Here is a 24,970-nt window from a genome sequence, read left to right on the forward strand (position 1 = left end):
CTACTTCGCCGCCCCGAAAATATCCTCCCGCGCCGCGCGGCTCAGCGCCACCACCGCCGGGTGCTCCAGCCGCTGGTCGGTGGTGATGGCGTAGAACTGTTCCTTCACCGCCGGCGCGTGTCCGATGGTCCGCACGCGGTACTGCTTGCACAGGTACGCGGCGGTCGCCGTGGGTGCGACGAAGAGGCCTGTCCCGGTCTGCCCAAAGGAGTTCATCAGCGCGCTGTCGTCGAACTCGCCCACGATGCGTGGGCGGATGTCCTGTTCGTCGAACCAGCGCAGCAGCCGCGGCCGGATGGCGGCGTCTTCGCCGGGCAGCAGGAACGGCGCCTGGTCCAGCAGCGCCGGAAACGTGCCCGGCAGGGTGTCCAGCAGTTGCGGCGATCCAAAGAAGGTCAGTCCGCACTCGCCCAGCAGATGGCTGAAGCCGCGCACGTTCAGGTTGCCGGGCATCGGGCGGTCGGCGATCACCATGTCGAAGCGATGCACCGCCAGATCGGCCAGAAGGAACGGAAGACGCCCTTCGCGGCAGATGAGCCGCACGTCCTCGGCCAGCTGCAATGCGGGTTCGATCATCCGGTACACCATCGCCTTGGGCATGCCTTCGGCCACCCCAACCTTGAACTCCAGCGCGCGCCGCGCGGGGCGCTCACGCAGGTCATCCAGCAATTCGTCGCCCAAGGTAAAGATGCGGTCCGCGTAAAGCAGCGCATGGCGCCCCACGTCGGTCAGTTCAAGGCCTCGGCCCGCGCGCCGGAAAAGCTCGGTGCCCAGCGCGGATTCCAGATCCTGGATCTGGCCGCTGATGGATTGGGGCGTGCGCTGCAATTGCTGCGCGGCGCGGGCGATGCTGCCCGCCTTGGCCACCGTCCAGAAATAGCGCAGATGCTTGTAGTTGAGCGTGACCATGGCTGATCGCTCCAAAAAATCTGACTATCGGGTCATCTTAATGCGAATTGTTGGAGCAATCGCGCCGCACTAGACTGGCCTCGTGCGAATGCAGTCCCTGTGCGCCCCTTGCGCGGCTCGCGTGGCGCGAGGGAAGGAGGCGCCTTTCATGAACCGGGTCGAAACCTTTGCGACGCTGCCGATGTGGGCGGGATTCGTGGGTTTTGTGCTGCTCGTGCTGGCGCTGGACCTGTATGCGTTCGGCGGGCGCCGCGCGCACCGCGTGTCCTCGCGCGAAGCGCTGTGCTGGGTGCTGGCGTGGATGACGCTTGCCACGCTGTTCGGCGGCCTGATGTGGTGGTATCTGGACGCCGCGCTGGGGCGGGCGGTGGCACATCAGAAGACGCTGGAGTTCTTTACCGGCTACCTCATTGAACTGTCCCTGTCCGTGGACAACATGTTCGTCTTCTCGCTGATTTTCACGTACTTCGCGGTGCCGCTGGAGCTGCAGCGGCGCGTGCTGCTGTACGGGGTGCTGGGCGCCATCGTCATGCGGGTCAGCATGATCCTGGCCGGCGTGTGGCTGCTGTCGCAATTTACGTGGCTGTTTTACGTGCTGGGCGCGTTCCTGGTCTTCACGGGGCTCAAGATGCTGTTCACCGCTGGCCGCCAGCCGGACATCTCGCGCAATCCGCTGGTGCGCTTCCTGCGGTCGGCGATGCGGATCACCAAGGACTATCACGGGCAGTCATTCTTTGTGCGCATCGACGGGTTGCGCTACGCGACGCCGATGTTCGTGGTGCTGGTGATGATCGAGGCGACCGACGTCGTGTTTGCCGTGGATAGCATCCCCGCCATCTTTGCCGTGACGACCGATCCGTTCATCGTCTTCACGTCCAACATTTTCGCCATCATGGGGCTGCGGGCGCTGTACTTCCTGCTGGCGGACATGGTGGCGCGGTTTCACTATCTCAAGTATGGCCTGGCAACGGTGCTGGTCATCATCGGCGGCAAGATGCTTGCCGAACAATGGGTCCACGTGCCGGTGCACTGGTCGCTTGGGGTGGTTGGCGTGATCCTGCTGGCGTCGGTGGGCGCAAGCTGGGTGATGCCGCGAAGGGACGCGCAAAAGCCCGCGCGCTCCGAAACCAGGAAGTCATGATCCGGAGGTCTGCCATGAACACGATCATTCTTGCTACCGATGGGTCGCTGCACAGCGACGCGGCGGCCCGATTTCTGGTGGATAGTCCCTTGCTGAACCGGGATTTCGTCGTGCATGTGGTGCACTGCGAACCCGACGTGGGCGGGGACGTGAAGTCCTTCATCGGCAAGGCGGACATCGAAGCCTGGCACCACGAGGAAAGCGGCAAGGCGATGCAATCGGTGGTCGGCATTCTGACCGCCGCCAATGTCAGCCACGAATGCCACGAGCTGGTGGGGTTCACTCCGGAGAAGATCGTCGAGTATGCGAAGCAGGTCGACGCGGCGGCCATCGTGCTGGGCTCGCACCATCACAGCCCGCTGCTCAACGCCATTCGCGGCTCGGTGTGCGGGCGGATTCTGGCGCATGCGCCCTGTCCGGTGATGCTCGTCTGACGCGGCGGCGGCGCCGTTCGGGCCGCGTGGGCGCGGGCAGTGGTATCTTCTGCGGATCTTTCGTCCCCAACCCGCGCCCATGTCAGACGTTCCCGCTCCCGCCGATTCGCCCGTTACCGACGCGCCGGCGGCGCCGCACCGGCCTTTCATCCAGAATGCCGGCACCCGGCGCACGCTGCATTTCACGCAGCAGGAGATCCAGAGCAGCATGTCCCTGCTCAACCCGGACGCGCTGGAGATCGAGTACACGCGGATGATGATGGGCTTCGTGCTGTTCAATCCGGAGCCGGCGGACATCCTGATGGTGGGCTTGGGGGGCGGATCGCTGCCCAAGTTCTGCCATCGCTATCTGACGGGGGCGCGCATCACGGTGGTGGAGATCGATCCGGCCGTCATCGCGCTGCGCGACGCGTTCATGGTGCCGCCGGACGGCGAGCGCTTTCAGGTGATCGAGGCCGACGCGGCCCGGCACCTCGCGGGTCTGACCGAACAGGCCGATGTGATCTTCCTGGATGGATTCGTGGCCGGGGGCATCCCCGACCCGCTGTGCAGCGCCGGCTTCTACGCCGACTGCCACCGCGCCCTGCGCGACGACGGCATCCTGGTGATCAATTTCCACGTCAACCACCCGATGCACCACGAGTACCTGGACCGCGTGCGCGCGTCGTTTGGCTCGTCGATGTTCGAGGTGGTGGACGACGATATGACCAACAGCATCGTGTTCGCCTGCAAGGGCGACCTGCTGAACGACCCCGCCGCGGCGCAGGTGAAACGCCCGGCATCGATGCCCAAGGACGCGTGGCGCCAGCTCATGCCGACGATGCGCGTGATCGGCGCGACGCTGGAATTGCGCTAGGCGGGGCGGCTGTTACGCCGGATCGCTCAGCATGATCGACAGCAGTTCGCGGGTCGCGCGCGACAGGTCGCGGGGCGCCGGTGCCTCGCCCTTTTCTCCCAGCGTTGTCGTCAGCCTGGACACAGTCTGCGCGACGGCGTCGTCGTCCAGCATCGTGGGCGCAGGGCCGGCGTCCGCGGCCGGCACGGGCGGCGGCGTGATGTGTTTTCTGGCTGCCTTGAGCAGGTCCGCCACCGGATCGGTCTTGCCGCGCGCGTTGACGCGGTCGGTCATGGCGGTGGCCAGGCTCTTGCCGCCGCTACGGGTCCGCAGGCCGGATCGCTCGCTGGCGGCCTCCCAGGCGCCGCGCTGTGCGGCGTAGGCGGTAAGCAGCGCGAAGCGGTCCGCGTCGATGAGTAGCGGCGATTCGGCCACCGCGATCAGCAGGGACTGGTAGGCGGCGCTTGCGGCCGTGGCGTCGTTGCCGATCAGGGCCTTGGAGACGTCTTTCCACAGATGATGGAACGGCAGCGTGGTGGCCGCGGCGAACATGTCCGTGCCCAGCGTCGCGCGCTGCTCGAAGGCCAGGACCAGATAGTCGACGTCGTTCACGGGCTCAGGCTTGCCTGCGCCTTGCTGGCGGTGCAGCACGCCGTCCACCAGTTGCAAGCCCGCCAGCTTGTCCTGCGAGTCCGCGCCCGCCAGGACGCGATAGCCGCTGCGCCGCAGCGCATCGCCATCGTAGACGCCAAAGCGCACGCTGACGCCATCGGTGCCGAACAGCTTGGCAAGCGGGGTGAGCAGGCTTTCGCCCGTCTTGACGATGGCGCCGCCCACCGGGCCGCCCAGCATCGTAACCGCCGTGGAGACGAAATCCAGGATGCCGCGGGAAAGGCTGCTGTCGGCGAAACGGCACAGCGCCGCATACATCTCCAGCCCGTCGCTGGCGTAAGGAACGTTGCGCGCCACATAGACGTCGCGAAACGCCACGCGGCGGGCTCCCGCGTCCGGCGCGGCCGCGCCCAGCGCCTGCTGGATGAGGTCGTAGCCGACGATGTACGGAATCTCGCGCCGGACGCCGTCCGCGCCGTATCGCAGGAAGAACGTGCAGAGCGGCAGGAACTGGCTGAGGTAATTGCTCGCCTCGCACAGGCGCATTTCGACCAGCCGGACGCTGAAGTAGCACTGGCCGGGCACGAAGGTGGCGCCGTCCAGTCCCGCGGCCAGCGCGGGGTTGCCGGCAGGCGGCTCGATCTGCGCATAGAAGTTGCGTCCCGCGGGGACGGTGGGCAGCAGGGCGCCCGCGTCGTCGCCGCCTGCCGCCTTGCCGCCGATGCCGCGCAGCATGCCGAATAACCCATCCATGTCAGCTCCTTGTTCTGGGCCGCGCGCAGCGGCTTTGCGCTCAGTCGCGCACGATGGCCACGGCCGACGCCCAGGTCGGCAGGTCGCCCGCGTCGCCCTGCGCGGCCTTGCACGCGTAGCGGTAGGCTTCCGCCAGGTCCTTGGGCTGCGCCGCGTCCAGGTACACGTCGTAGAAACGCTGGATGTAGCGCGCGCAGGATTCCTCTTCGACCTGCCAGCGAAAAGCCAGCACGCCGGCCGCGCCGGCGCGCATGACTTCCAGCGCCGTGCGCACCGACGCGCCGCTGCACGAGGACAGCACCAGCAGCTTGCATTTGCCCGCTTCCATCCACTGGCCGATCAGCCGGATCGACAACTGCCACGCTTCGCCGTCTTCGCCGGGCAGCACCAGCATCGTGCTTTCGCCCTCGGACACCGAATGGCCGGCGAAATGGAAGATGTCGTAGTTGCCCGTGCGCAGCCGTTCCTCGATGCGGCGTTGCAGGTCCGCGCCCACCAGGCCGGTTTCGTCGGCGGCGCGAACGTGATCGATGATGAGGTGACCGGGTGCGCGCGCCGCCAGCTCGGCCAGGTGCTCGCGTTCCTTCGCGACGGACTGCAGCGGTCCGAACTCCATGGCGGGCAGCGGCGGGCCGCCGTCCTCGCGCCGGAAGGTGACGGTGCCGAATACCGAACTGGCGTCCATGAACAGCATCCGCACCGGCTGGCCGGGCGCGCGGGCGTCCGGCTCCCAGCGCGGCGCGGGCGCCGTGCCTTCCAGATGCAGGCGCCGCGCCATCGGCAGCTCCAGGCACAGGTAGCGGCCGCTGTCGGCGCCGAACTCGCGTCCCATCTCGAAGGGCAGGTTGAACAGGCGCGAGACCTCCTGGCTGGCCAGGTTGAATTCAAAGCGCAGGTCCAGCCCCGCGAAGGCGCCGGCGCCTGGCGATACTTCCTCGTCGCGCGCCCGCTGGATCAGCTTGGCGACGGGCGCGCCCAGGCTGTGCGTGACCATGGCGCTGAAGACGTCTTCGCCCACCCCGCTCAGGTCCTTGAGCCATTGCGGCGCCTTGGTCTCGCCCAGATACGGGCTGAAGGTCTCGATGCGGCCCACCAGCGCGGAGATCCGGTCGCGCTCCTTGTAGGGCATGTCTTGCGAGGAATATTCGTGGCGCCCCATCTGGATGCGGTAGGTGATCGAATGCTCGCCCACGCGGATGATGAGCCGCCGCCGGCGCTTGGGCGCCAGCGGCGTCAGGCACGTGAGCACGGTGGCGACCTCGGCGCCGCTGTTGACGGCGGTCTTCGCGTCGTTGGTCCACATGAAGACTTCCGGGCGCTCCAGCACGTAGCGCTGCACGAGCTCGGGCGGGTCCACCGCCAGGACAAGCAGGGGCACCGAAGACCGCCGGGCAATCCACTCCAGCAGTTCCACCGCCGCCGCGCCGGGCTTGCCCCGCTTGCTGGCGGTGGAGCCCAGCCGGGCGTCGATGATGACGAGCCGCGGTTCGATGCGGGGCGTCGACAGATCCCACGACTCGATCTGCGTCTTGGCGCTTTCCAGCGAGGTGCGCCGGCGCAGTTCCGCGCCCACGAACGGCGCGATCGCCGGGTACTGCTGGACGTGGCGGTGCAGCTGGGCGAGGTTGTTGGCCCAATCGTCCTCGTGCTCGTCGTTCATGCTGGCCAGCAGGATGAAGTTGGGTCCGGCGGGGTCGTGTTCCATGATGGCTGTCCCAGGTTCCCGATGCCCTAGCCCGCCCGCAGCGGCAGGATCAGCGTGAACGCGCGCCACGGCGGCGTGACCGTCGCGTAGGCTTTGTCCGGGTGCAGCGGCGCAGCTGACAGCGGCGGGTCGGTGACCAGCGCGCCGCCGTGGTCGATCACGGTTTCCTGTATCTGGGTGATGGCGATGCTGGCGCCGTCGTGCGCGGCGCGTTCGGCGCTGAGTAAGGCGTCGTCGGGCACGGCGTGGGCGGGTGGATCAACCTCCCACAGTTGCTCCTTGCTCAGGCCAAAGCGGATCGTGCAGCCGTCCGGGCCGGCATCCAGGTCGATCGTCACGCGGGCGTCGTCCGCATTGCGGCAGCGCAGGAGGTAGTCGGTCATCGACCGGAACGCCGCCGAGAGCGCCTGCGCATCGCCGGACACGGTCGGGCCGTCCCGCGAGGCCGTGCGATTCGTCAGCGCAATCCGGCGCTGGTCGCGCGCGGGCAGGGCGGCCACCACGTCCTGCAGGCGCGCGCCCAGTTCGACATCGCTGTGCATGGCGCGGGCGCGCCGCCGCGATTCGCTGGCGCCTGCCAGGCGCTCGAAGGTGATGTCGGCCTTGCCGATCTCGGCCACGATGCGCTGGCTCAGGTCCTGCGCCTGCGCCGCGACCTCCTCGGCGGGCATGCCCTGGCGGGCGTCCTCGTGCAGCAGCACGGTCTGCGATGTGAGGCTGCACGCCAGCGACAACGAGGTGCGCGTCTGCCGCGCCACCTCGGCCACGGTCTCGCGCAGGTAACGCAGGTCGCGCGCCCACCCCAGGTCCGCGATGTCGGTGAAGAACCAGATCGACATGTCCAGGCTGGGATCCAGGTCGGTGCGCGTGGCCAGGACGGAGCGGGGCTGGCCGGTGCCGTCCAGCAGTTCGATGCGTTCGCGCTTGACGGTAAAGGGAGCGGTCAGGATGCCCAGCGTCGCGTCGTCGCCCGCAATTGCATAGTCCGTGATCGCCGGGGCCTCGTCCAGGCTGCGCCCGCGCCGGGGTTCGGCGCCCAGCATGTCGGTTGCCACGCGGTTCATCTCGATGACGGCGCCCTCGCGGCCCACGAACACCACCGCCTGTTCGGTTTCCGCCATCAGGCTTTGCTTGGTCTGGTTGAGCAGATGCTGCGCCAGGCCTTCTTCCAGCGACGCGATGATCTGCAGCAGGTCGTCGATGTCCGGCCCCTTGAAGGCGTGCGAGACCGACGATTCCACGTCAAGCAGCCACCGTATCCGGCCGTTCAGGTGAATGGGCACGGTCATGGCCGAGCGAAGCGGCCGCTTCGGTCCGCCGTAGCCGTGTTGCGCGTAGGCCGGGTTGCCGATGTCGTCCACCGCCAGAAGGCAGCCCTGCGCCAGCGTGGCGCCCAGCATGCCCTGCGAGGTGGGCTGCTGGTATGCGGGCGGCAGCGCGTAGGCCGGCGCCAGGCTGTGCTGGGTGACGACCTCGAAGCGCTTGTCCTGGCGGTTGACGCGATACAGCGCCACGTGGTCCCACGAAAAATGCTGCGCAAGCTGGACGATGATCTCTTCGGCGGCCTGGCGCAACGACGCGGCGGCCATCACCTTGCGCCGCAGCGAATCGGCAAATTCGGCGCGCTCGTCGTCGCGCTCTTTTTCAAAGCGCATCAGCACGGGTTCCAGGTCCAGGGCGCGCAGCATCTCCAGGTGCCGCTCGCCGTAAGCGCCCGGCTGGCGCGAGCACAGGCTGAGCGCCGAGCTGTAGCCGTCCGGGCGTGTGACGGGTAGCGTGACGGAGGCCTCGATGCCCAGGTCCTGATAGCACCGCACGACCTCGTTGCCGGGCTGCGGCATGTTCTTCTGGACGAAGGCGCCGATCTCTTCGACCCAGGTCCGGCCGGAATCCAGGAACGCGCGGATCGTGGGCGGCAGGTCCATCCAGCGCGCAGGCCATAGCTCCACGCCCTCCGGGCGCACGGCAATCGCGCGAAACAGCGACACGTCGTTGCCATAGATGCCGAAGACCGCGTGCTCGAACGGAATGAGGCGCCGTATCTGCTCCAGGATGCGGTCCAGCTTCAGCCGCCAGCCGGCGATCGCGGGATCCAGGGCAATGCGCCGGATTTCATCGCGGGCGGACTCCAGCGTGCGCGACTGGATGACGGCAATGACCCCCAGCAGTTCGCCGTTGGGGGCGGGATCGGGCGTCATGACCAGCTCGAACTGCCGGTCGGCGTCGTCGGGAACCGGGATGGCGATAGTCACCGCGACCATCGCATCGCCTTCCGTGTCTTGCACGCAGCGCAGGATGGCGCGCTGCACGGGGCCGCCGTCGGACGGCCGGAAGCGCGCCGCGAGCCGGGTGCCGCACAGGGCCTCGCGCGGCAGGCCCAGCGTGCGCGCCGCCTCGGGGTTGGCAAAGCGGATCACGCCCTGCATGTCCAGCCGGAACACGGCGTACGGAGTGCGCTCGAAACGATGCGATTCGGCCTCACGAAACGGCGCGCCGTCGTTGACCAGCACGATGAGTTCGCCGCTGTCCAGCGTGCACAGCGGGATGAGCTGCGCGGGCACGCGGGCGCCGCCGGGGCTCCGGTACACGACGTCGACGGCGCCATCGCCCATGCGCAGCGGCTTTCCAAGCCCGTAGACCTGGCTCACGTGCCGGTTAACGAGCGACTCGCGCGCCAGCGGCAGGACGGCGCTGGCCGCGACGATCTCGCCGGATCGGGCCAGCACCAGGCAGGGCACGCCGACCTGGGACAGCACGCGCGCCACCTCGGCGGGCTCGCCAAAAAGGGAGAACTCGGGCAGTGCCGCGCCCTGGACAAGCGCCGGCGCGTCGCGATAGGGTTTCGGCTCCATCTCTGTCATGACAAGCCCTCTTCACCCGCGGTCACCGCTTGATGAACGCGATGACCTGCTGTTGCGTGCCCTTGTCGTTGTCGAATCCGCCGTGCGTGCTGGACGCCACGGGCAGGACACGGGCGTTGGCCGGCGCGCTGCCCTCGGGCGATACGTGAAGCGCGTCGCAGGCTATGCCGGCATCCCGGAAATAGCGCTCCATGCCCAGCAGCGGTGTCGTCGTGCCGCCCTCGAAGGATTCGCTGACCAGATACAGCAGCGAGCGCCGGTACGGGCCGCAGGTGGGATCGTCCTCTTCAGCGCGGTCCGACAGATGGAACTGCTGGTAGCGCTTCACGCGGCTGCCCAGGTGCGGCACGACCAGGTCCTTGAAGGTCTGCAGCCTGACGGCGGGCGCCATCAGGCTCAGCGACTCCAGCTCTCCGCCGTCGGCGGTCAGGCGCTTGACGAAGTGGCTGGCGACGATCGCGCCGGCCGAATGCCCCACGATGTGCAGGCGCACGCGGCCGCGCGCGACGTGCGCCTTGAAGTGCTTGTACAGCAGGATCATCGCGGCCTCTTCGCCGCCGTCGCGGACCGGTTCGCTCATGGCTTCGGCGTTCTGCTTCATCTCGCCCCAGATCACCGTGCCGGGCCGCGCCAGCCAGCGTTCAAGCCGCTGGTTCCACCAGCGTTCCAGCCGCTCGCCGATGCCGCCGGTGGTGCGCGGCACGTCGCTCGCGGCGTCCCGGATGATGTTCCTGACGGTGGTGATGAAATCCGTTTCCCACATCAGGAAGACGGGAAAGATCTGGCTGTCGTAGAGCAGCGGGATCCATTCGGCGGCGGCTTCGGCCGCATCGTTCTCGCCGACCAGCCCGCCGTGCGCGTACACGCACACGTCCATCGGCTTGTCCTTCAGGTTCCAGCGCTCGCGCGCGGCGCTCATGTGCACGTCCACGATGGCGCGCAGGTCGTCGGGCGTGGTGCGAAACGCGCCGCTGTTGCTGAGCTTGCCGTTGTTGCCCACGTTGACGATGAACGGCGTGAGTTCCCGGTCGCGCAGCACCTTGCCGGCGGCCAGCGTCACCTTCCGCCCTTCGGTGCGCAGGCTGATGCTGTTCGAGATCCGCTCGTGTTCGTGCGTGACCACGCCCAGTTGCACGACCCAGCAGTCCATCGCATTGCGCAGCCAATCGTCGTAGGTCAGCACGGCCATGCCGTGCGTGCCCCATTCCTCGCCCCAGGAGTTCTGGATCAGGAAACCGTCCTGCGTGTAGCCCACGATGACGAAGGCGTGGCCCTGCATCGCCGTTTCCTGGCCGGTGGCCGGAATCACCCAGAACGGCCGCGTGACGGGCGTGGGTTCATCGTCATGCGGCGTGACGCCGTGACCGTCGTCCCAGCCGTCGTGGCAGCCCGCGCTGGCGTACAGGATGCCGACCTCGTTCAGCGCGGCGTGCATCTCGACGATGCTGCGCGTGTCGATGCGGTAGTAGGCCCCGAGCGGGCGCTTGACCGCGTCCAGCCACCAGTCGTCTTCGGGGCGCTTGGCCGCCGGCGGCATGTCGAGCGTGGGAAATAACGCCTGCGCGCAGGCGCCGTGGCGGAACCAGCCCTTCAAGGCGCCGCGCAGGCTGGAGCCGCTGTCGTCGACCGATCCCGGAAACTCGTCATAGCGCCGAGCCATGGAATACAGCATGAATGGCGAGATCGCGGGGCGCGTGTCGCGCTCGGATTTGCGCAGCAGGTATTCGACCACCGTGGACAGCGCAAATCCCGTGCAGGCCGACGTTTCGCCTTGGTGCTTCACGGTCAGCCCCATTACGGGGATCATCTCTGCCTTGGGCGTGACGGAAATGTTGGGCCGGAACAGGATGTCGCGCGCGTCGAAGGCATCGGGCTTGGCGGACCGCTCGAAGCGCCGCGCGGCCGGGGCGTCATCCTGCTTGCGGCGCTTGCGGGCCTTCGGGGCCGGATCTTCCGGCGCCGCGGCGGACGCTTGCGCCACGCGCTTGCCCTTCTTCTTGGCCGCGGGCTTGGCCGCCGTGCGCGCTGCCGCCTTTCGGGTCGCCATGTCGTTCTCCCAATGCCGGCCGCCGGCTAGGACGCCAGCTTCAAGCTGGCGATGTAGCGCGGCGCGTCGGCGGCCAGCTTGGCCTGCACGTCGTCGCGCAGCTGTTCATACAGGGCGGCGTTCAGCGTCAGGCGCTGCGCGCAGGCCCAAAAGTTCACCTGCCGCGCGCCCCACTGCGCAAACAGGAAACGCTTGCGGCTGTCCACGGCGCGAAAGTAGTAGGCGCCCAGCGCCATCGACAGCCCGCCGCCGCGATCGCGCTGCACGGCGCCCAGCTGGAAGTTGCCTCCCGACTGCGACGACGCGTGAAAGTCGAAGAGCTTTACGGTGTCGTCGTCTTCGGCCAGCTGGCCCAGCGCGGACACCGCCTGGTCCAGCACCGCCAGCTGATCGCGCCGCGCGACGGCCAGCAGCAGGTCGACGGCCACCTGGTCCATGCGGAACTCGCGCTCGTCTTCCTCGTGATGGGTAAAGTGCATTTGCCCGCTGGTCCACCCCAGGTTCTCCAGCACTTCCACGTAGGTCTGATACCAGGCCTGCGATTGGGTGAATCGGTCGTGGGCGGCGCTGGCTGCGCGTTGCGCGAGCTGCAGCGAATACAGCACGTCGCCGCGTTCCTGTTCCTGCAGGCCCGCGGCAAACGACAGCACGCTGCCGGCGTTGATGCTGGCCTGCGGCGCCTGCCGCGCGGTCTTGCCCGCGGCGCCGGCACGCAGCACGGCGCCCGAACGTTTGGCGGGCGTGCGCCGCCGCGCGACGGGCATGCCGGGCAGCTCCAGCGTCTGCACCGCCAGGTCATTCAGATAGCCGTGGATACCAACCGCGTTGACGCCGTGGTCCGGCATGGTCGAAGTAGGCGCGGCGCGTTTGGATGCGCGGCCCGCGGGGCGCGGCGGCGGGGCCGGCGATACCAGCGCGCCGTCCTCGGAGAACGTGGCCGCCAGGATGAAGTCGGCTTCCGCGGCGGAGTAGGCCGGGTCCCAATGCGTGTTTTCAGGGACATGGCAATGGCCGTAGTGCCCGCTCTGCGCGTCCCAGACGGCGGCATCGCGGTTATGGCCGCCGGGGTCCTTGCCGTTCTTGGCCGGCAACGGGCGGCCCGAGGGCCACTTGCGGGGGATGCCGTGCTGCGCTTCGATCCAGCGGCACAGCCGCGCCAGGTTGGTCAGCGCCCGGCTGTCCTTGGGCAGATGCGCAAAGCCCACCAGCTCGATCTGCACGGCCGAATCGCGGTTGGTCTGGACGCCGCCCGCATCGTTGCGCAGCGCCCGCGCGCCTTCGGCGGTGTCGACGTGCTGGAAGATCGTGGTGGCGTCGACCGTGAAGTGGGGGTCGGATCGGTTGCGGCGGAACGCGTCCATCGCACCCTGCGCGGTGCTGCCTTCCGTGGTGTGATGGACGATCTTGAAAGGGCCGCCAAGGTGAGGCCCGGACGATCCCGATATGGGCCGCCACGTCGCGAATGGACATCGTGCCATCGATGGTCTCCTCGGAACGGGCGCGGGTGTTCTTGGCAAGACGACATGACGACGATGATGCGGCGCCCATTGCAGGGATATATATGCGGACCTCATCCGCCTTGCTAGTAGCCGAAAGTATTAATCCTTGAATTTGGAATGGTGCTTATGCACCATCCGGCCCCGGTTGTGCTCGTCCAGACGGATGAGGCGCGGCGTTCACGCTGCCTTGCGGATGCGCACCGGAATCGATTTGTAGCTGGGCGTGCCGCTCGCCGTGTCCTGGTAATCCAGCGGGCACAGGTTGTTCGCCTCCGGGTAGTACGCGCCCACCGAGCCGGCCGCAATGTCGTGCTTGATGGCTGTCAGCCACAGGCGACGGTGCGTCTGCCCCGGCAGGCTGGTGACGATTTCAACCTCGTCGCCGTGCGCGATGCCATGGCGCGCCAGATCGGCCGCGTTCATGAACAGCACGTCGCGCCGGCCAAACACGCCGCGATAGCGGTCGTCCAGGCCGTAGATGGTGGTGTTGTATTGATCGTGGCTGCGTAGCGTGGTGAGCCTGAGGATGTTGCCTTCCACGATGTCGGGATCTTCGCGCAGGCCGGCGAACGGAATGAATTCGGCCTTGCCCGAGGCCGTCTTCCAGATGCGCTCGGTGGGGGGCAGCGGCAGGCGAAAGCCGCCGGGGATGCGGATGCGCGCGTTGTAATCGCGGAAGTCCGGGTAGATTTTTTCGATCAGGTCGCGGATGCGGTCGTAGTCCTCGATCAGATGCGCCCAGTTGACGCGGCTGCGCGGCAGTGTCGCCTGCGCCATGCCGGCAATGATGGCCGGTTCCGACCGCAGGTGCGTCGATGCCGGCAGCAGCTTGCCGCGCGAGGCATGCACCATCGACATCGAGTCCTCGACCGTGACCGATTGCGCGCCGCCCGCCTGCACGTCGCTTTCCGTGCGGCCCAGCACCGGCAGGATGATCGACTGCTTGCCGATCAACAGGTGCGAGCGGTTCAGCTTGGTGTTCAGATGCACCGCCAGGTCCAGCTGCCGCATGCCGCGCTCGCAGGCGTCGGTGTCGGGCAGCGCGATCGCGAAATTGCCGCCCAGGCAGATCAGCGCCTTGGCGCGGCCCGCGGCCATGGCCTTCATGGCCTCCACGGCATCGTGGCCGTGCCGCTCCGGCGGCCGGAAGCCAAAGGTCTGTTCGACGTGGTCGAACATGGTGTGGTCGATTTTCTCGGTGATGCCGACCGTGCGGTTGCCCTGCACGTTCGAGTGCCCGCGCAAGGGGCAGATGCCCGCGCCCGGCTTGCCGAAGTTGCCGCGCATCAAGAGCAGCGCGGCAATCTGCTGCACGTTGCTCGTGCCCGTTTCGTGCTGCGTGATGCCCATGCCATACGTGACGATGGTGGCGTTGGATCGCGCGTAGGCGTCGGCCACCTGCTCCAGGTCGCGCTGACGCAGGCCGCTTGCCTGCTCGATGTCGGCCCAGCTCGTGGCGTCCAGGTCCTCGGCGAAGGCTTCGTAGCCGTTGGTGTGCCGGGAAATGAATTCGTGGTCCAGCGTGTTGCGCCCGTCACGGTCCGCGTTCATCAGCGCTTTCATGATGCCTTTGAGCGCGGCGGCGTCGCCGCCGACCTTGACCTGAAAGTACGTGGACGCGATGGGCGTGGAGCCCAGCGTGCCCATTTCGATCGGATCCTGCGGATCGGCAAAGCGCTCCAGCGAGCGTTCGCGCAGCGGGTTGAATACGATGATGGGCACGCCGCGGCGCGCGCATTCATGCAGCGTTCCCATCATGCGCGGATGGTTCGTGCCGGGGTTGTGTCCCATCGAGATGATGAGGTCGCACACATCGAAGTCGTCCAGCGACACCGTGCCCTTGCCGATGCCGATGGCCTGGGGCAGCCCGACGCTGGTGGCCTCGTGGCACATGTTGGAGCAGTCGGGAAAATTGTTGGTGCCGAATTCGCGGGCGTACAGGCTGAACAGGAACGCCGCTTCGTTGGAGGCGCGGCCCGAGGTATAGAACTCGGCCATGTCCGGGTCGGGCAGGCTGGCCAGCGTCTGGCCGATGCGCGCGAACGCGTCGTCCCATTCGATGGGCTGGTAGGTGTCGCTGGCCGCATCGTAGGCCAGCGGATGCGTCAGGCGGCCTGCGTTCTCCAGGTCGTGGTCGCTCCAGGTCAGCAGTTCGGCCACCGGATGCGCGGCAAAGAACTCGGGCGTCACGCGCTTGCGGGTGGCTTCCCACGTCACGGCCTTCGCCCCGTTTTCACAGAACTGGAACGTCGACGTATGCGCCTTGTCGGGCCATGCGCAGCCGGGGCAATCGAAGCCGTCCGGCTTGTTGGTGCGCAACAGCAGCGCGGGCGCCTCGGCGATGCGCATCTGGTTGGCTACCGCCTGCGCGGTCGCCTTCAGGGCGCCCCAACCGCCTGCGGGAGCGTCGTAGGGGCGGATGCCAGCGGGTTTGCCTTGGGTCATGAGAATCTCCGGAACTCAGGGTGCGTTGCGCGCGGCGGCGTCGGGGGCGGGAGCAAGCCGCGCGCCGCGAGCGTCGCAGTAACGGCTTGCCAGCACCGAGCCGGCCACGGCCACGATGACGGGAACGAGAAAGGCCTGGTCGACCCGGGTGAACTCCAGGATCAGCACCACCGCGGTGAGCGGCATGCGCATCGACGAGGCCAGAAAGGCGGCGGCGCCCACGACGGCAAACGCGCCGGGCGGCGAGTCGGGCCAGGCCATGCTCCACAGGCCGCCCAGCACGACCGCCATCGACGCGCCGACGGCAACGGCGGGGGTGAGCAGACCGCCCGCCGCGCCGGCGCGCAGCGTGCAGACGACGACGGCCACTTTCATCAGCGCCAGCGTGGCCGCCAGGGCGAGGGTCAGGTCATTGTCAAAGCTCAGTTGCGCCGGCCCTTTGCCGTTGCCCAGCAGCGCGGGCAGGTAGATCGCAAGCAGTCCGAGCAGGGTGAAATTGATCAGGCACGCCACGGGCAGCCGCCAGCCCCGGGCCCCATTGCGGCGCGCGGCATCGGTCAGCCGCTGCCAGACGTGGGCCGCGCAGCCGAAGACAGGCCCGGCGACGATGGCCCAGACGACCAGGCTGGAACTGATCTGCATGGGGGGAACGGCGTACTGGATTACGTTGCCCAAGCCCGCCCAGGCCACCACCGCGCCGATGCAGCAAGCCGCCAGCGCCGCGGCCACGGCGGGCCAGGCGAAGGACCCCACCAGCACTTCCAGGACAAAGAGCGTCGCGCCGAGCGGCACGTTGTACACGGCGGCCAGCCCCGCGCCCGCGCCGCAGGCAATGACGAGACTGTGCTGCGCGGGCGGCAGGCGCAGCAGCGCGGCCAATCGGCCGCCTGCCAACGCGCCGACCTCGCGCGGCGCCACCTCGCGCCCCAGCGGCGAGCCCAGCCCCACCGTCACGATCTGCAGGATGGCATGCGCCATCGTCGTCAACGCAGGCATCCCGCGCGTGGCGTCGGACACTGCCGCTTTCACGCTGACCAGAGGACGGCCATAGCGATGGATCAGCCACCATCCGCCACCGGCCGCCACGCCGCACAGCACCAGCGCCATCACGCGGCGCTGGCCGCTGGCGGCTTGCACGCCTTCCAGGAAGGTCTCGTGGCTGATCACCTGGCCCTCGGCGTAGCCATATGCCAGATGCTGCACGGCATGGAGCAGCATCCCGAGCAACATGCCGCCCAGCCCCGCGAACAGGCCGGTCAGGATCACCGCGAGCAGGAAACGCGGGCGCAGCCAGGACGGATCATCGGGCTTCAGGTCGTTCATACCAGGATGGGCTCCTGTCGTTTGGCGCGCCCACGCATCGAGGCGCGCATTGCGATGAGGCAGTGTAGGGGCCGTTCCTTTCAAAGCGGCCATTACCAGCCGGAAACCCATACCAATTGGTTAGGCATTAATCCCGAATTCTCTTGCTTGCCGTCAAATACCGCCCAAACTTCAGCTTTATTTCAAATAGTATCCAAGTAATTCAGTACTTATACTTCCCGTTCCATTCGATGGACGGGCGCCACGCAGAGCAACGCGGAGCATTTAGTCCCAGTCCGATTTCAACCGATTCGAGGCCTTGCTACCGTCGCGTCCTCGATGACCCACGCGTAACGGGAGTGAAGAAGTGGCGCTTTACCAGAGAACGATGTTGAACAAGGCGATGAAGATCGGCGCGCTGGCGCTGTTGTCGGGTGTGATGGCCGGCTGCGCGACCGAGCGTTCGCAAGCCTTGGCCGTGCCGGCCGTCGCCGCCGCCAGCAAGCCCTACGCGGGCGTGCGCAGCCCCATTTCGGTCGGCAAGTTCGACAACCGCACCAACTACCTGCGCGGCGTGTTCTCGGATGGCGTGGACCGGCTGGGCGGCCAAGCCAAGACGATTCTGGTCAGCCACCTGCAGCGCAGCGGCCGATTCCAGGTGATGGACCGTGACAACCTGTCCGAAATCGCCCAGGAAGCCGCGTTCAACAAGAAGGCCGCGCAGATCAAGGGCGCGCGCTACGTCGTCACGGGCGATGTGACGGCCTTCGGCCGCAAGGTCACCGGCGACCAGCAACTGTTCGGCATCCTGGGCCGCGGCAAGGAGCAGGTGGCTTACGCGAAGGTCGACCTGAACGTGGTGGATGCGACGACCTCGGAAGTGGTCTATTCCGCCTCGGGCGCCGGCGAATACAGCCTGTCCAACCGCGAAGTCGTCGGTTTTGGCGGCACGGCCGGCTACGACTCCACCCTGAACGGCAAGGTGCTGGACCTGGCCATCCGTGAAGCCGTGGACCGTCTGGTCGACGGCATCGAGCAGGGCGCCTGGCAGCCCGCACGCAACTAAGAGAGGCGCGCATGGCAAACCATTTCAATCTCCGCGGCGGCGCCACCTGCGCGCGCGTCGTCCGCGCACTGGCGATCGTGGGCCTGGCCGGCGTGCTGTCGGCCTGCGTGCAGCAGCCCAAGTCCCTGTATAGCTGGCAGTCCTACGAGGGCTCGGTCTACGCCTACCTGAAGGACGACGGCGGCGATTACGCGACGCAGACGCTCGCCATGGAGAAGAACATCGAGACGGCGCGCGCGGCCAACGCCGAGCTGCCGCCCGGCTTTCGCGCGCATCTGGGCATGCTCTACCTGAAGATGGGCGAAGGCGACAAGGGCGTCGAGCAAATGCAGGGCGAGAAGGCCGCCTTCCCGGAAGCCGCGCCGTTCATGGACTTCCTGCTGCGCAACGCGGGCAAGCCGCAGACCGTCGCCGCGACGGGCGAGGGCTTGCCGGCGGGGTCGCCCGCCGCGGGGTCGCCCGCCGCAGGTTCGCCCGCTCCCGCCAGCCCTGCCGCGCCCGCCGAAGCCGGCACGTCGAAGAAAGGATCGTGATGATGAACAAACTCATGCGCGCCGGCCTCGTGGCCCTCGCGGCGTTGTTGACGGGTTGCGTGGCGCCGCCGCAGAAGCATGTCGACTACACCGCGTTTCGCGAAAGCAAGCCGGCGTCGATCCTGGTGTTGCCGCCGCTGAACACGTCGGTGGACGTGGCGGCCACCTCGGCCGTGCTCTCGCAGGCCACGCGCCCGCTCGCTGAATCCGGCTATTACGTGATCCCGGTCGGCGTCATGGAAGAGACGTTCAAACAGAATGGCCTGACTTCGCCCGACGACATCCATGAACTGCCGGCCGTCAAGCTGCGCGAGATCTTCGGCGCCGATGCGGCGCTGTACATGACCGTCAAGCAGTACGGGTCCAGCTACGCGGTCCTGTCCAGCACGGTCACGGTCTCGATCGACGCGGAACTGCTCGACCTGCGCAACGGCGCCAAGCTGTGGAGCGGCACGAAGCAGGTGGTGCACGCCAACAACAACAGCAACGGCGGCCTGATCGGCATGCTGGTGCAGGCCGTGGTGGATCAGGTGATCAACAATCTGACGGACCGCAGCTACAGCGTGGCCGGCATGACGAACAACCTGCTGCTCAGCGCCGGCACCCCCGGCGGCATCCTGTACGGACCGCGCTCGCCGCGTTACGAAGCACAGTAAACCCGCCGGATGATGGCTTACGCCCGCGCGCCAGTTTCGGCGCGCGGGCGATTTTGTTTCGACGCCCGGGAGATCACGTGCGCTGAACGAGCGGGTGCAGTTTCCGGGCCCAGCCAAGCAGGGCCTGATCCTCGTCGGTTCGCGCCACCCACTGCATGCCCACCGGCAAACCGTTGTCCGCATGCGCGGTGGGCAGGTGCAACGCCGGCCAGCCCAACAGCGACCATACGCGGTTGAACAGCGACGAGCCTGTCGATCGCGTGCCTTCGGGCGCCTCGGACGGGGCGCTGGGGGTGACGATGAAGTCCACGGCGCCAAAGCGCTCGAGCCACTCGCCGCCCAGCCGCGCGCGGCGTCGCTGCAGCGCTACGTACTCGGCATGGGTAATGGCCAATCCCCGGTCTATCGCCGTGCGCAGCGCCGGCGACAGCAGATGGCCGTGCGGCCCGCGAACCACCGGCAGCAGGCCGCGCGCCAATTCAGCGAGCATGGTTTGCGCGTGGATATCCAGGAGCGCCTGCAGGTCCGCGTCAACGTCCGGCGCGTCGATATGGGCGCCGTGCTCGCGCAGCGTGGCCGCGCAGTCGTTGAGCGCTCGCCGCGCGGCGCCGCTCAGGTCGCCGATGGCGCTGCAGGTCAGCAACGCAACACGGGGCGGGCGGTCCGGGCGTTGCGCGGCCAACCCGGGAAGCAGCACGGACGCCACCGCTTGCGACTGTTTCACGTCGCGCGTAAACCAGCCGATGGTGTCCAGCGAATCGCATAGCACGTGCATGCCCTGCCGATGCACCCTCCCGAAGGTCGGCTTGAACCCCACCACGCCGCAGAACGCGGCGGGGCGGATCATGGACCCGCCCGTCTGCGTGCCCAGCGCCAGGTCGACCATGCCCGCCGCGACGGCCGCCGCCGAGCCGCTTGATGAGCCGCCCGGTGTATGCGCCAGGTGGCGCGGATTGCGGGTCGGGCCCGGCGTGACGTAGGCGTATTCGGCGGTGACCGTCTTGCCGATCGGCACCGCGCCGGCATCGCGCAACTGCGTGACGCAGCTTGCGTCGCGCCGCGCCGGTTCCGCCGATTCCGCAGCGGAGCCCGAGCGCGTCGGCAGGCCGGCGACGTCGATCACATCCTTGACCCCGAAGGCAGCGCCGGCCAGCGGACCCTGGCCGGCTGGCACCGCGACCGAGGCCTCGTCGGCCAGGCAGACCCAGGCCTGGACCTGCGCATCCCCCGCCTTGCTGAGCGCAAGGGCTTCGTGCGCTGCCCGCATCATTGAACCTTGATCTGCTTTTGCTGGATCAACTGCGTCCACCGCGCGTTTTCGCTGGCGATGAAGTCGCCGAACTGCTCCGGCGTGCCCCCGGCAACCTCGCCGCCCTGCGACTCCACCACGGCGCGGTACTGCTTGTCCTGCAGGGCGCGGTTGATGTGCTCGTTCAGCGTCTTGATGACGTCCGGCGGCGTGCCGGCGGGCGCGATCACGCCGAACCAGTTCGAGACCACCATGTCCGGCATTCCCAGTTCCTTGAAGGTGGGAACGTCCGGCAGGCCGGGGGCGCGTTTGTCCGCGGCGACGGCCAGCATCCTGATGCGGGCGTCGGCGCCGGCCGCGTGCGGCAGGAACAGGCTAGGCAGTTCGATGTAGAAATCCACGTTGCCTGCGATCAGGTCGTTCACGGCCGGCGCGCCGCCGCGGTACGGCACGTGGGTCGCGTTGGCGCCCGCCTGCTCCTTGAACAGTTCCGTGCTCAAGTGCGATGCGCTGCCCGCGCCGGTGGAGGCGTAGTTGAGCTTTTCCGGATTGGCCTTGGCATCGCGGATGAGCGCGGCGGGGTCGGCATAAGGCGATTTGCTGCTGACGCCCAGCGCCATCGGGCCCCGCTCGATCAGGGCCACGGGCGCGATGTCCTTGGCGGGATCGAAAGGCATCGTGTAGAGCGCTTTGTTCACTGACATGGGCGCGAAGTTGCCCAGGCCGATCGTGTAGCCGTCCGGCTTGGCCGACGCGATCTGCGCGGTGCCGATGTTGCCGCTGGCGCCGGGCTTGTTGTCGACCACAACGGGCACGCCCAGCGAATCGCTGAGCTTCTGCGCCAACTGGCGCGAGCGCGTGTCGGAACTGCCGCCGGCCGCGTACGGCACGATGAACTTGATTGCCTGCGCCGGATATGCGGCTTGCGCCAGCGCGCCGGGCGAGGCAAGGCAGAGACCGGCCGCGAAGGCGCCGGCCAGAAGCTTGAGGGTGAAGGACGCAGCAGGCATGGCATTTCCCTTGTCATGAGGGCCGCAGTACGGGCCCGTGGATTGTGCCAGCATGGTAGGAAGCCGCCATTAGGATGTCTAATACCTTATTCTCCAGTTATTGATTCGCCAGGAAAATAAATGCTGATCGACAGCCGTCTGCTTCAGGTGTTTGCCGTGGTGGCCGAAGAGCTGCATTTCGGCCGCGCGGCGCAGCGTCTGCATCTGAGCCAGCCTCCGCTGAGCCAAAGCGTGCGCAAGCTTGAAGAGGAATTGGGCGTGCAGCTTCTGGAACGCACCACGCGCACGGTCAAACTAACGGCGGCCGGCGCCGAGCTGCAACGCCGCGTGCGGCAGATGGCCGCCGAACACGAGGCCACGGTGCGGCACGTGCGGCAGGCGGCCAGCGGCGAAGCCGGACAACTCACGATTGGGCTCACGCCCAGCGCCGCCTATTCGAACGTGCCGCAGGCGCTGTTCGCGTTCCGACAGCGCTATCCGGGCGTGGTGCTGGACCTGCAGGAAATGAATTCGAGCGAGATGCCGGAGGCGCTGCATCAGCGGCGGCTGGATCTGGCTCTCTTGCGTCCGCCTTTTGCGGATGCGGACCTGTCGCCCGTGCCCCTGTACTCCGAGCCCATGGTGCTGGCGCTGCGCCGCGGCCATCCGCTAGCGGCGAAACGCTGGGTGACCATGGAGCAGGTGCTGGATCTGCCGATCGTGGGGTATGCGCGCGACCGGTCGCGTTACTTCAGCCAGGTGCTGCGGCAGATGATCGAAGCCGCCGGCAAGCCCGCGAACATCGTGCAGGAAAGCATGATCCCGACGATCCTGACGCTGGTGGAAGCGGGATTTGGCGCGGCCGTGGTGCCGGCGTCGCTGGCGCGGATGCGCATGGACATCCTTGCCTACGTCGGCATCCGGGGGCGCGGCGCGTTCCGCGCCGAGCTGGCGGCCGCGCGCCACCCGGATCATCGCAATCCCGCGGTGGATGCCTTCGTGGCGATCATGCGGGACACCAAGCAGCAGCCACGCCAGAAGGCGCCGTGATGACGCCTGTGCATGGTGCGCGCTGCGCGCGCCGTTACCGGTGCTGAGAGTTCAGTCCCAGTCCGCCGCCAGACCTTCCGGGCTGACTTCGCGGCCGTTGCGTTCCAGCGCGGCGATCTGCGCCATGTCTTCGTCCGTCAGGCGCAGGTCCCGGGCGAGCAGGTTGCTGGCCAGGTTTTCGCGCTTGGTGGAGGACGGGATCACGGCATAACCCAGTTGCAACGCCCAGGCCAGCGCGACCTGCGCGGGCGTGGCCGCGTGGCGCTGCGCGATCTGGCCGATGACCGGATCCTTGAGCACCTTGCCGTAGGCCAGCGTCATGTACGAGGTCACCGGGATGTCCGCTTCCTTCAGGAACGCGGTGAGCTTGCGGTTCTGCAGGTAGGGGCTGAGCTCGATCTGATTGGTGGCGATCTGGCCGCTGCCCACGGCGGCGATGGCGGCCCGTGTCTCGGCGATGGGAAAGTTGGAAATCCCGATCTGGCGCGTCAGGCCCTGCGCCTTGGCCTCGGCCAGCGCCGTCATGAATTCGTCGACGGACACACCGTTGTCCGGTGCGGGCCAATGGATCAGCGTCAGGTCCACATAGTCGGTCCGCAGCTTGGCCAGGCTGTCCTTCAGGCTGGGGACGAGCTTGTCCTTGGCGTAGTTGGGCACCCAGATCTTGGTGGTGATGTAGAGGTCCGCGCGGGCCACGTTCGATTCCGCGATGGCCTGGCCGACGTCGGCCTCGTTCTCGTAGATCTGGGCCGTGTCGATCGCGCGATAGCCGACGTCCAGCGCGTTGCGCACGGAATCGATGACGGTCTGGCCTTGCAGGCGGAAGGTGCCGACGCCAAAGGCGGGAATGGGCATGGAAAACTCCTGGGGGATGTACTGGGGCCGGACCGGCGAGGTCCGGGGATGGCGGTAGTGTGCCTGCCGTACCCTTGCAAAAAAATACCGGTATCGGCGAAAGACTTTTGATAAAACGTCAACTATGAAAACCACCCTCGACGAAATGCAGGTCTTCATCGCCATCGTGGACAGCGGCTCGATCACCGCTGCCGCCGAGTTGCTGGGCCAGACCGTCTCGGCCACCAGCCGCACCATGAGCCGGCTTGAAGAAAAGCTGCAGACCACGCTGATGCGGCGCACGACCCGGCGTCTGGCGCTGACCGAAGAAGGCAAGGCCTACCTGGAGCAGGCGCGCCGCATCATTGCGTCGGTCGAGGAAGCCGAAGAGCTGATGAACCTGCGGCGCAACCAGCCCGCCGGCCTCTTGCGTGTGGATGCGGCCTCGCCTTTCATGCTGCACGTCATCGCGCCGCTGGCGCCGGCCTATCGCACGCGCTATCCGCAGGTGGAGCTGGAACTGACCAGCAACGAAGGCAATATCGACCTCTTGGAGCGGCGCACCGACCTGGCCTTTCGGATCGGGCGATTGAAGGACTCGTCGCTGCACGCGGTGGCCTTGGGCACGAGCCGGGTGCGCGTGCTGGCCAGTCCGGGTTATCTGGCGCGGCACGGCACGCCCCGCCGCGCGGCGGACCTGGCCTCGCACGTGTTGCTGGGCTTTGCGCAACTGGAAGCGCTGAACGAATGGCCGCTGCTCGATGCCGACGGGCAGCCGGTGCACATCAAGCCGCAGGTGCGCGCCTACAGCGGCGAGACGCTGCGCCAGCTGGCGCTGAACGACGGCGGCATTGTGTGCCTGTCCGACTTCATGACGCGCGCGGACCGCAAAAGCGGCGCGCTGCAGCCGCTCTTCGTGAAGCAGCTGCTTGAAGTCCGGCAGCCGATCAACGCGGTGTACTACCGGAACACGGCGATCTCCTCGCGCATCAAGTCCTTCATCGACTTCGTGGTCGAAACGGTGGGTACGCGCGGCTTCGAGGAATAGCGGACCAACGAAGATGTATCCAATGGCGACCCCGGCGGCAGGCGCGCGGGGCACGTCCTTATACTGTCCCCGTTTTGTGATGAACCCTGGATACGTATGAGCATCTTCTCCCGCTTCTTCGGCCGCAACGAGGAATCCGCCGATTCCGCCGCCCTGTTGGCCAACCCGGACATCGCGCAGCCGTTGAGCCTGCAGGTCCTGTTCGCCGAACCGCTCGCGATCACCGAGGCGGCGCTGGCCGATGCGCTGCGCGCCTACCATCCGACGATGGCCAAGGCGCGCGCGGAAATCGCGCCCGACATGCCGGAATTCCTGGGCATGGCCGGCTGGGACAAGCACGTCGTGCGGCTGGTGGGCTTCAATGCGCCCTATCCAAAGGATGCGCTCGAGACCTGCGTCGCGCCATCGCACTATCCCGCCGCGATGAAGGACGAGGTCCGCGCCCACGCCAGCCACATCATCCTGTACTACGCGGGATTCGAAACCGATCCCTTGGAGCAGTACGTGGCGCTGGCGGCGGTGGCGGGTGCATTGACCGGTTTCAAGGCGCTGGCCGTCCTGAACGAGCATGCGCACACGTCGCTTCCAGCCGGCGTGTTCGCCGCCGAGTCGCTGGGCGAGGAAACCATGGACCTCTTGCGCACGCTGCCGCTGAACATGCTGTATTGCGGTTTCGTGAAGTATGAAGTCGAAGGCGTGCAGGGCGTATGGATGCGCACGTATGGCGGCGATGCCTTCGGCCTGCCGGACTTCGCCGCGCTGGCGGCAGGGCACGACGAAGGCGAGGTCTACTCGACGACGTTCAACAACATCATGAGCTACATGCTGGAAAGCGGCGCCGAACTGGCCGCCGGCCACACCATGCAGATCGGCGAGGACGCCTACATGAAGCTGCGCGAGCCGGCCAAGGAAGAGTATTTCCTGGACGGCCCGGGACAGGTGCTGGTGGCCGAGATCATCTCGGCCGACCAGATCAATACGCCAGGTTAAGCACCGCGAAGC

The 24,970-nt window shown here is 67.4% G+C and carries 20 protein-coding genes; 9 read left to right on the plus strand and 11 right to left on the minus strand.

The window, feature by feature from the left end:
- Positions 1 to 909 carry a transcriptional activator NhaR gene (nhaR, locus tag V6V88_RS01295; RefSeq protein ID WP_223573956.1) on the minus strand — a complete coding sequence of 303 codons (909 nt, stop codon included), beginning with the start codon at positions 907 to 909 and terminating at the stop codon, positions 1 to 3.
- Between the two features lie 148 nt (positions 910 to 1,057).
- Here nhaR and V6V88_RS01300 point away from each other — a divergent pair, with 148 nt between their 5' ends.
- The 3 genes from V6V88_RS01300 to V6V88_RS01310 all read left to right on the plus strand — a co-directional run bounded on the left by V6V88_RS01300 (position 1,058) and on the right by V6V88_RS01310 (position 3,340).
- Positions 1,058 to 2,050, plus strand: a complete 993-nt coding sequence (locus V6V88_RS01300; protein WP_062840041.1) for a TerC family protein — start codon at positions 1,058 to 1,060, stop codon at positions 2,048 to 2,050.
- Positions 2,051 to 2,064: 14 nt separating this feature from the next.
- On the plus strand, positions 2,065 to 2,484 hold the full coding sequence (locus V6V88_RS01305; RefSeq protein ID WP_152383182.1) for a universal stress protein: 420 nt from the start codon (positions 2,065 to 2,067) through the stop codon (positions 2,482 to 2,484).
- A 79-nt stretch (positions 2,485 to 2,563) separates the two neighbouring features.
- A complete protein-coding gene (locus tag V6V88_RS01310; protein WP_223573958.1) occupies positions 2,564 to 3,340 on the plus strand; it encodes a fused MFS/spermidine synthase in 777 nt (258 codons plus the stop codon).
- A 12-nt stretch (positions 3,341 to 3,352) separates the two neighbouring features.
- Here the strand turns inward: V6V88_RS01310 and V6V88_RS01315 are convergent, their stop codons facing one another.
- The 7 genes from V6V88_RS01315 to V6V88_RS01345 all read right to left on the minus strand — a co-directional run bounded on the left by V6V88_RS01315 (position 3,353) and on the right by V6V88_RS01345 (position 16,564).
- Positions 3,353 to 4,684 carry a hypothetical protein gene (locus tag V6V88_RS01315; protein WP_338617358.1) on the minus strand — a complete coding sequence of 444 codons (1,332 nt, stop codon included), beginning with the start codon at positions 4,682 to 4,684 and terminating at the stop codon, positions 3,353 to 3,355.
- A gap of 40 nt (positions 4,685 to 4,724) precedes the next feature.
- Positions 4,725 to 6,389 carry a CHAT domain-containing protein gene (locus tag V6V88_RS01320; RefSeq protein WP_223573962.1) on the minus strand — a complete coding sequence of 555 codons (1,665 nt, stop codon included), beginning with the start codon at positions 6,387 to 6,389 and terminating at the stop codon, positions 4,725 to 4,727.
- A gap of 26 nt (positions 6,390 to 6,415) precedes the next feature.
- A complete protein-coding gene (locus V6V88_RS01325) occupies positions 6,416 to 9,250 on the minus strand; it encodes a PAS domain-containing protein (protein WP_338617361.1) in 2,835 nt (944 codons plus the stop codon).
- 22 nt (positions 9,251 to 9,272) lie between these two features.
- Positions 9,273 to 11,297 (minus strand): C1 family peptidase, encoded by a 2,025-nt coding sequence (locus V6V88_RS01330; protein ID WP_175156408.1) that lies wholly within the window; start codon positions 11,295 to 11,297, stop codon positions 9,273 to 9,275.
- A gap of 26 nt (positions 11,298 to 11,323) precedes the next feature.
- Positions 11,324 to 12,775, minus strand: coding sequence for a peptidoglycan recognition family protein (locus tag V6V88_RS01335; RefSeq protein WP_338617365.1), 1,452 nt, complete (start codon positions 12,773 to 12,775; stop codon positions 11,324 to 11,326).
- Positions 12,776 to 12,973: 198 nt separating this feature from the next.
- Positions 12,974 to 15,241 carry an FdhF/YdeP family oxidoreductase gene (locus tag V6V88_RS01340; protein WP_338617367.1) on the minus strand — a complete coding sequence of 756 codons (2,268 nt, stop codon included), beginning with the start codon at positions 15,239 to 15,241 and terminating at the stop codon, positions 12,974 to 12,976.
- Positions 15,242 to 15,256: 15 nt separating this feature from the next.
- On the minus strand, positions 15,257 to 16,564 hold the full coding sequence (locus tag V6V88_RS01345; RefSeq protein ID WP_338617369.1) for a chloride channel protein: 1,308 nt from the start codon (positions 16,562 to 16,564) through the stop codon (positions 15,257 to 15,259).
- 367 nt (positions 16,565 to 16,931) lie between these two features.
- Here V6V88_RS01345 and V6V88_RS01350 point away from each other — a divergent pair, with 367 nt between their 5' ends.
- From V6V88_RS01350 to V6V88_RS01360, 3 genes are read left to right on the plus strand one after another with little or no spacing between them, the layout of a single operon-like run.
- Positions 16,932 to 17,609 (plus strand): CsgG/HfaB family protein, encoded by a 678-nt coding sequence (locus V6V88_RS01350; RefSeq protein ID WP_142051699.1) that lies wholly within the window; start codon positions 16,932 to 16,934, stop codon positions 17,607 to 17,609.
- 11 nt (positions 17,610 to 17,620) lie between these two features.
- Positions 17,621 to 18,142: a DUF4810 domain-containing protein gene (locus tag V6V88_RS01355; protein WP_338617370.1), complete on the plus strand. Its 522-nt coding sequence runs from the start codon at positions 17,621 to 17,623 to the stop codon at positions 18,140 to 18,142.
- Positions 18,142 to 18,798, plus strand: a complete 657-nt coding sequence (locus V6V88_RS01360; protein WP_338617371.1) for a DUF799 domain-containing protein — start codon at positions 18,142 to 18,144, stop codon at positions 18,796 to 18,798. Before V6V88_RS01355 ends, V6V88_RS01360 begins: the two co-directional genes overlap by 1 nt.
- Positions 18,799 to 18,871: 73 nt before the next feature.
- On the opposite strand, the gene V6V88_RS01365 is transcribed toward V6V88_RS01360, so the two are convergent.
- Positions 18,872 to 20,068, minus strand: coding sequence for an amidase (locus V6V88_RS01365; RefSeq protein ID WP_338617372.1), 1,197 nt, complete (start codon positions 20,066 to 20,068; stop codon positions 18,872 to 18,874).
- Entirely contained in the window at positions 20,065 to 21,057 is a 993-nt protein-coding gene (locus V6V88_RS01370) for a tripartite tricarboxylate transporter substrate binding protein (protein ID WP_338617373.1), read from the minus strand. Before V6V88_RS01370 ends, V6V88_RS01365 begins: the two co-directional genes overlap by 4 nt.
- Positions 21,058 to 21,177: 120 nt before the next feature.
- On the opposite strand from V6V88_RS01370, the gene V6V88_RS01375 reads away from it, so the two are divergent.
- Entirely contained in the window at positions 21,178 to 22,086 is a 909-nt protein-coding gene (locus V6V88_RS01375) for a LysR family transcriptional regulator (protein ID WP_056319414.1), read from the plus strand.
- 51 nt (positions 22,087 to 22,137) lie between these two features.
- Here the strand turns inward: V6V88_RS01375 and dkgB are convergent, their stop codons facing one another.
- Entirely contained in the window at positions 22,138 to 22,941 is an 804-nt protein-coding gene (dkgB, locus tag V6V88_RS01380; protein ID WP_338617374.1) for a 2,5-didehydrogluconate reductase DkgB, read from the minus strand.
- Between the two features lie 124 nt (positions 22,942 to 23,065).
- Between dkgB and V6V88_RS01385 the strand changes: the two genes are divergently transcribed.
- Together V6V88_RS01385 and V6V88_RS01390 are read left to right on the plus strand one after the other, a co-directional pair.
- Complete coding sequence (locus V6V88_RS01385; RefSeq protein ID WP_338617375.1) at positions 23,066 to 23,968, plus strand: LysR substrate-binding domain-containing protein; 903 nt, start codon at positions 23,066 to 23,068, stop codon at positions 23,966 to 23,968.
- A gap of 96 nt (positions 23,969 to 24,064) precedes the next feature.
- Positions 24,065 to 24,958 carry a DUF4261 domain-containing protein gene (locus tag V6V88_RS01390; RefSeq protein WP_062840056.1) on the plus strand — a complete coding sequence of 298 codons (894 nt, stop codon included), beginning with the start codon at positions 24,065 to 24,067 and terminating at the stop codon, positions 24,956 to 24,958.
- The last annotated feature ends 12 nt before the right edge of the window (positions 24,959 to 24,970 follow it).

Origin of the sequence: Achromobacter sp. E1, assembly GCF_037039475.1 — a bacterium.
Classification (GTDB): domain Bacteria; phylum Pseudomonadota; class Gammaproteobacteria; order Burkholderiales; family Burkholderiaceae_B; genus Achromobacter; species Achromobacter mucicolens.

What these genes read in the sequence shown, in the direction of transcription:
- V6V88_RS01350 (WP_142051699.1), top strand. Translation starts at nt 16,932, where the DNA reads ATGTTGAACAAGGCGATGAAGATCGGCGCGCTGGCGCTGTTGTCGGGT.
- V6V88_RS01345 (WP_338617369.1), bottom strand. Translation starts at nt 16,564, where the DNA reads ATGAACGACCTGAAGCCCGATGATCCGTCCTGGCTGCGCCCGCGTTTC.
- V6V88_RS01330 (WP_175156408.1), bottom strand. Translation starts at nt 11,297, where the DNA reads ATGGCGACCCGAAAGGCGGCAGCGCGCACGGCGGCCAAGCCCGCGGCC.
- V6V88_RS01385 (WP_338617375.1), top strand. Translation starts at nt 23,066, where the DNA reads ATGAAAACCACCCTCGACGAAATGCAGGTCTTCATCGCCATCGTGGAC.
- V6V88_RS01390 (WP_062840056.1), top strand. Translation starts at nt 24,065, where the DNA reads ATGAGCATCTTCTCCCGCTTCTTCGGCCGCAACGAGGAATCCGCCGAT.
- V6V88_RS01365 (WP_338617372.1), bottom strand. Translation starts at nt 20,068, where the DNA reads ATGATGCGGGCAGCGCACGAAGCCCTTGCGCTCAGCAAGGCGGGGGAT.
- V6V88_RS01370 (WP_338617373.1), bottom strand. Translation starts at nt 21,057, where the DNA reads ATGCCTGCTGCGTCCTTCACCCTCAAGCTTCTGGCCGGCGCCTTCGCG.
- V6V88_RS01355 (WP_338617370.1), top strand. Translation starts at nt 17,621, where the DNA reads ATGGCAAACCATTTCAATCTCCGCGGCGGCGCCACCTGCGCGCGCGTC.
- V6V88_RS01315 (WP_338617358.1), bottom strand. Translation starts at nt 4,684, where the DNA reads ATGGATGGGTTATTCGGCATGCTGCGCGGCATCGGCGGCAAGGCGGCA.
- V6V88_RS01360 (WP_338617371.1), top strand. Translation starts at nt 18,142, where the DNA reads ATGATGAACAAACTCATGCGCGCCGGCCTCGTGGCCCTCGCGGCGTTG.
- V6V88_RS01300 (WP_062840041.1), top strand. Translation starts at nt 1,058, where the DNA reads ATGAACCGGGTCGAAACCTTTGCGACGCTGCCGATGTGGGCGGGATTC.
- V6V88_RS01375 (WP_056319414.1), top strand. Translation starts at nt 21,178, where the DNA reads ATGCTGATCGACAGCCGTCTGCTTCAGGTGTTTGCCGTGGTGGCCGAA.
- V6V88_RS01320 (WP_223573962.1), bottom strand. Translation starts at nt 6,389, where the DNA reads ATGGAACACGACCCCGCCGGACCCAACTTCATCCTGCTGGCCAGCATG.
- V6V88_RS01335 (WP_338617365.1), bottom strand. Translation starts at nt 12,775, where the DNA reads ATGGCACGATGTCCATTCGCGACGTGGCGGCCCATATCGGGATCGTCC.
- V6V88_RS01340 (WP_338617367.1), bottom strand. Translation starts at nt 15,241, where the DNA reads ATGACCCAAGGCAAACCCGCTGGCATCCGCCCCTACGACGCTCCCGCA.
- dkgB (WP_338617374.1), bottom strand. Translation starts at nt 22,941, where the DNA reads ATGCCCATTCCCGCCTTTGGCGTCGGCACCTTCCGCCTGCAAGGCCAG.
- nhaR (WP_223573956.1), bottom strand. Translation starts at nt 909, where the DNA reads ATGGTCACGCTCAACTACAAGCATCTGCGCTATTTCTGGACGGTGGCC.
- V6V88_RS01305 (WP_152383182.1), top strand. Translation starts at nt 2,065, where the DNA reads ATGAACACGATCATTCTTGCTACCGATGGGTCGCTGCACAGCGACGCG.
- V6V88_RS01310 (WP_223573958.1), top strand. Translation starts at nt 2,564, where the DNA reads ATGTCAGACGTTCCCGCTCCCGCCGATTCGCCCGTTACCGACGCGCCG.
- V6V88_RS01325 (WP_338617361.1), bottom strand. Translation starts at nt 9,250, where the DNA reads ATGACAGAGATGGAGCCGAAACCCTATCGCGACGCGCCGGCGCTTGTC.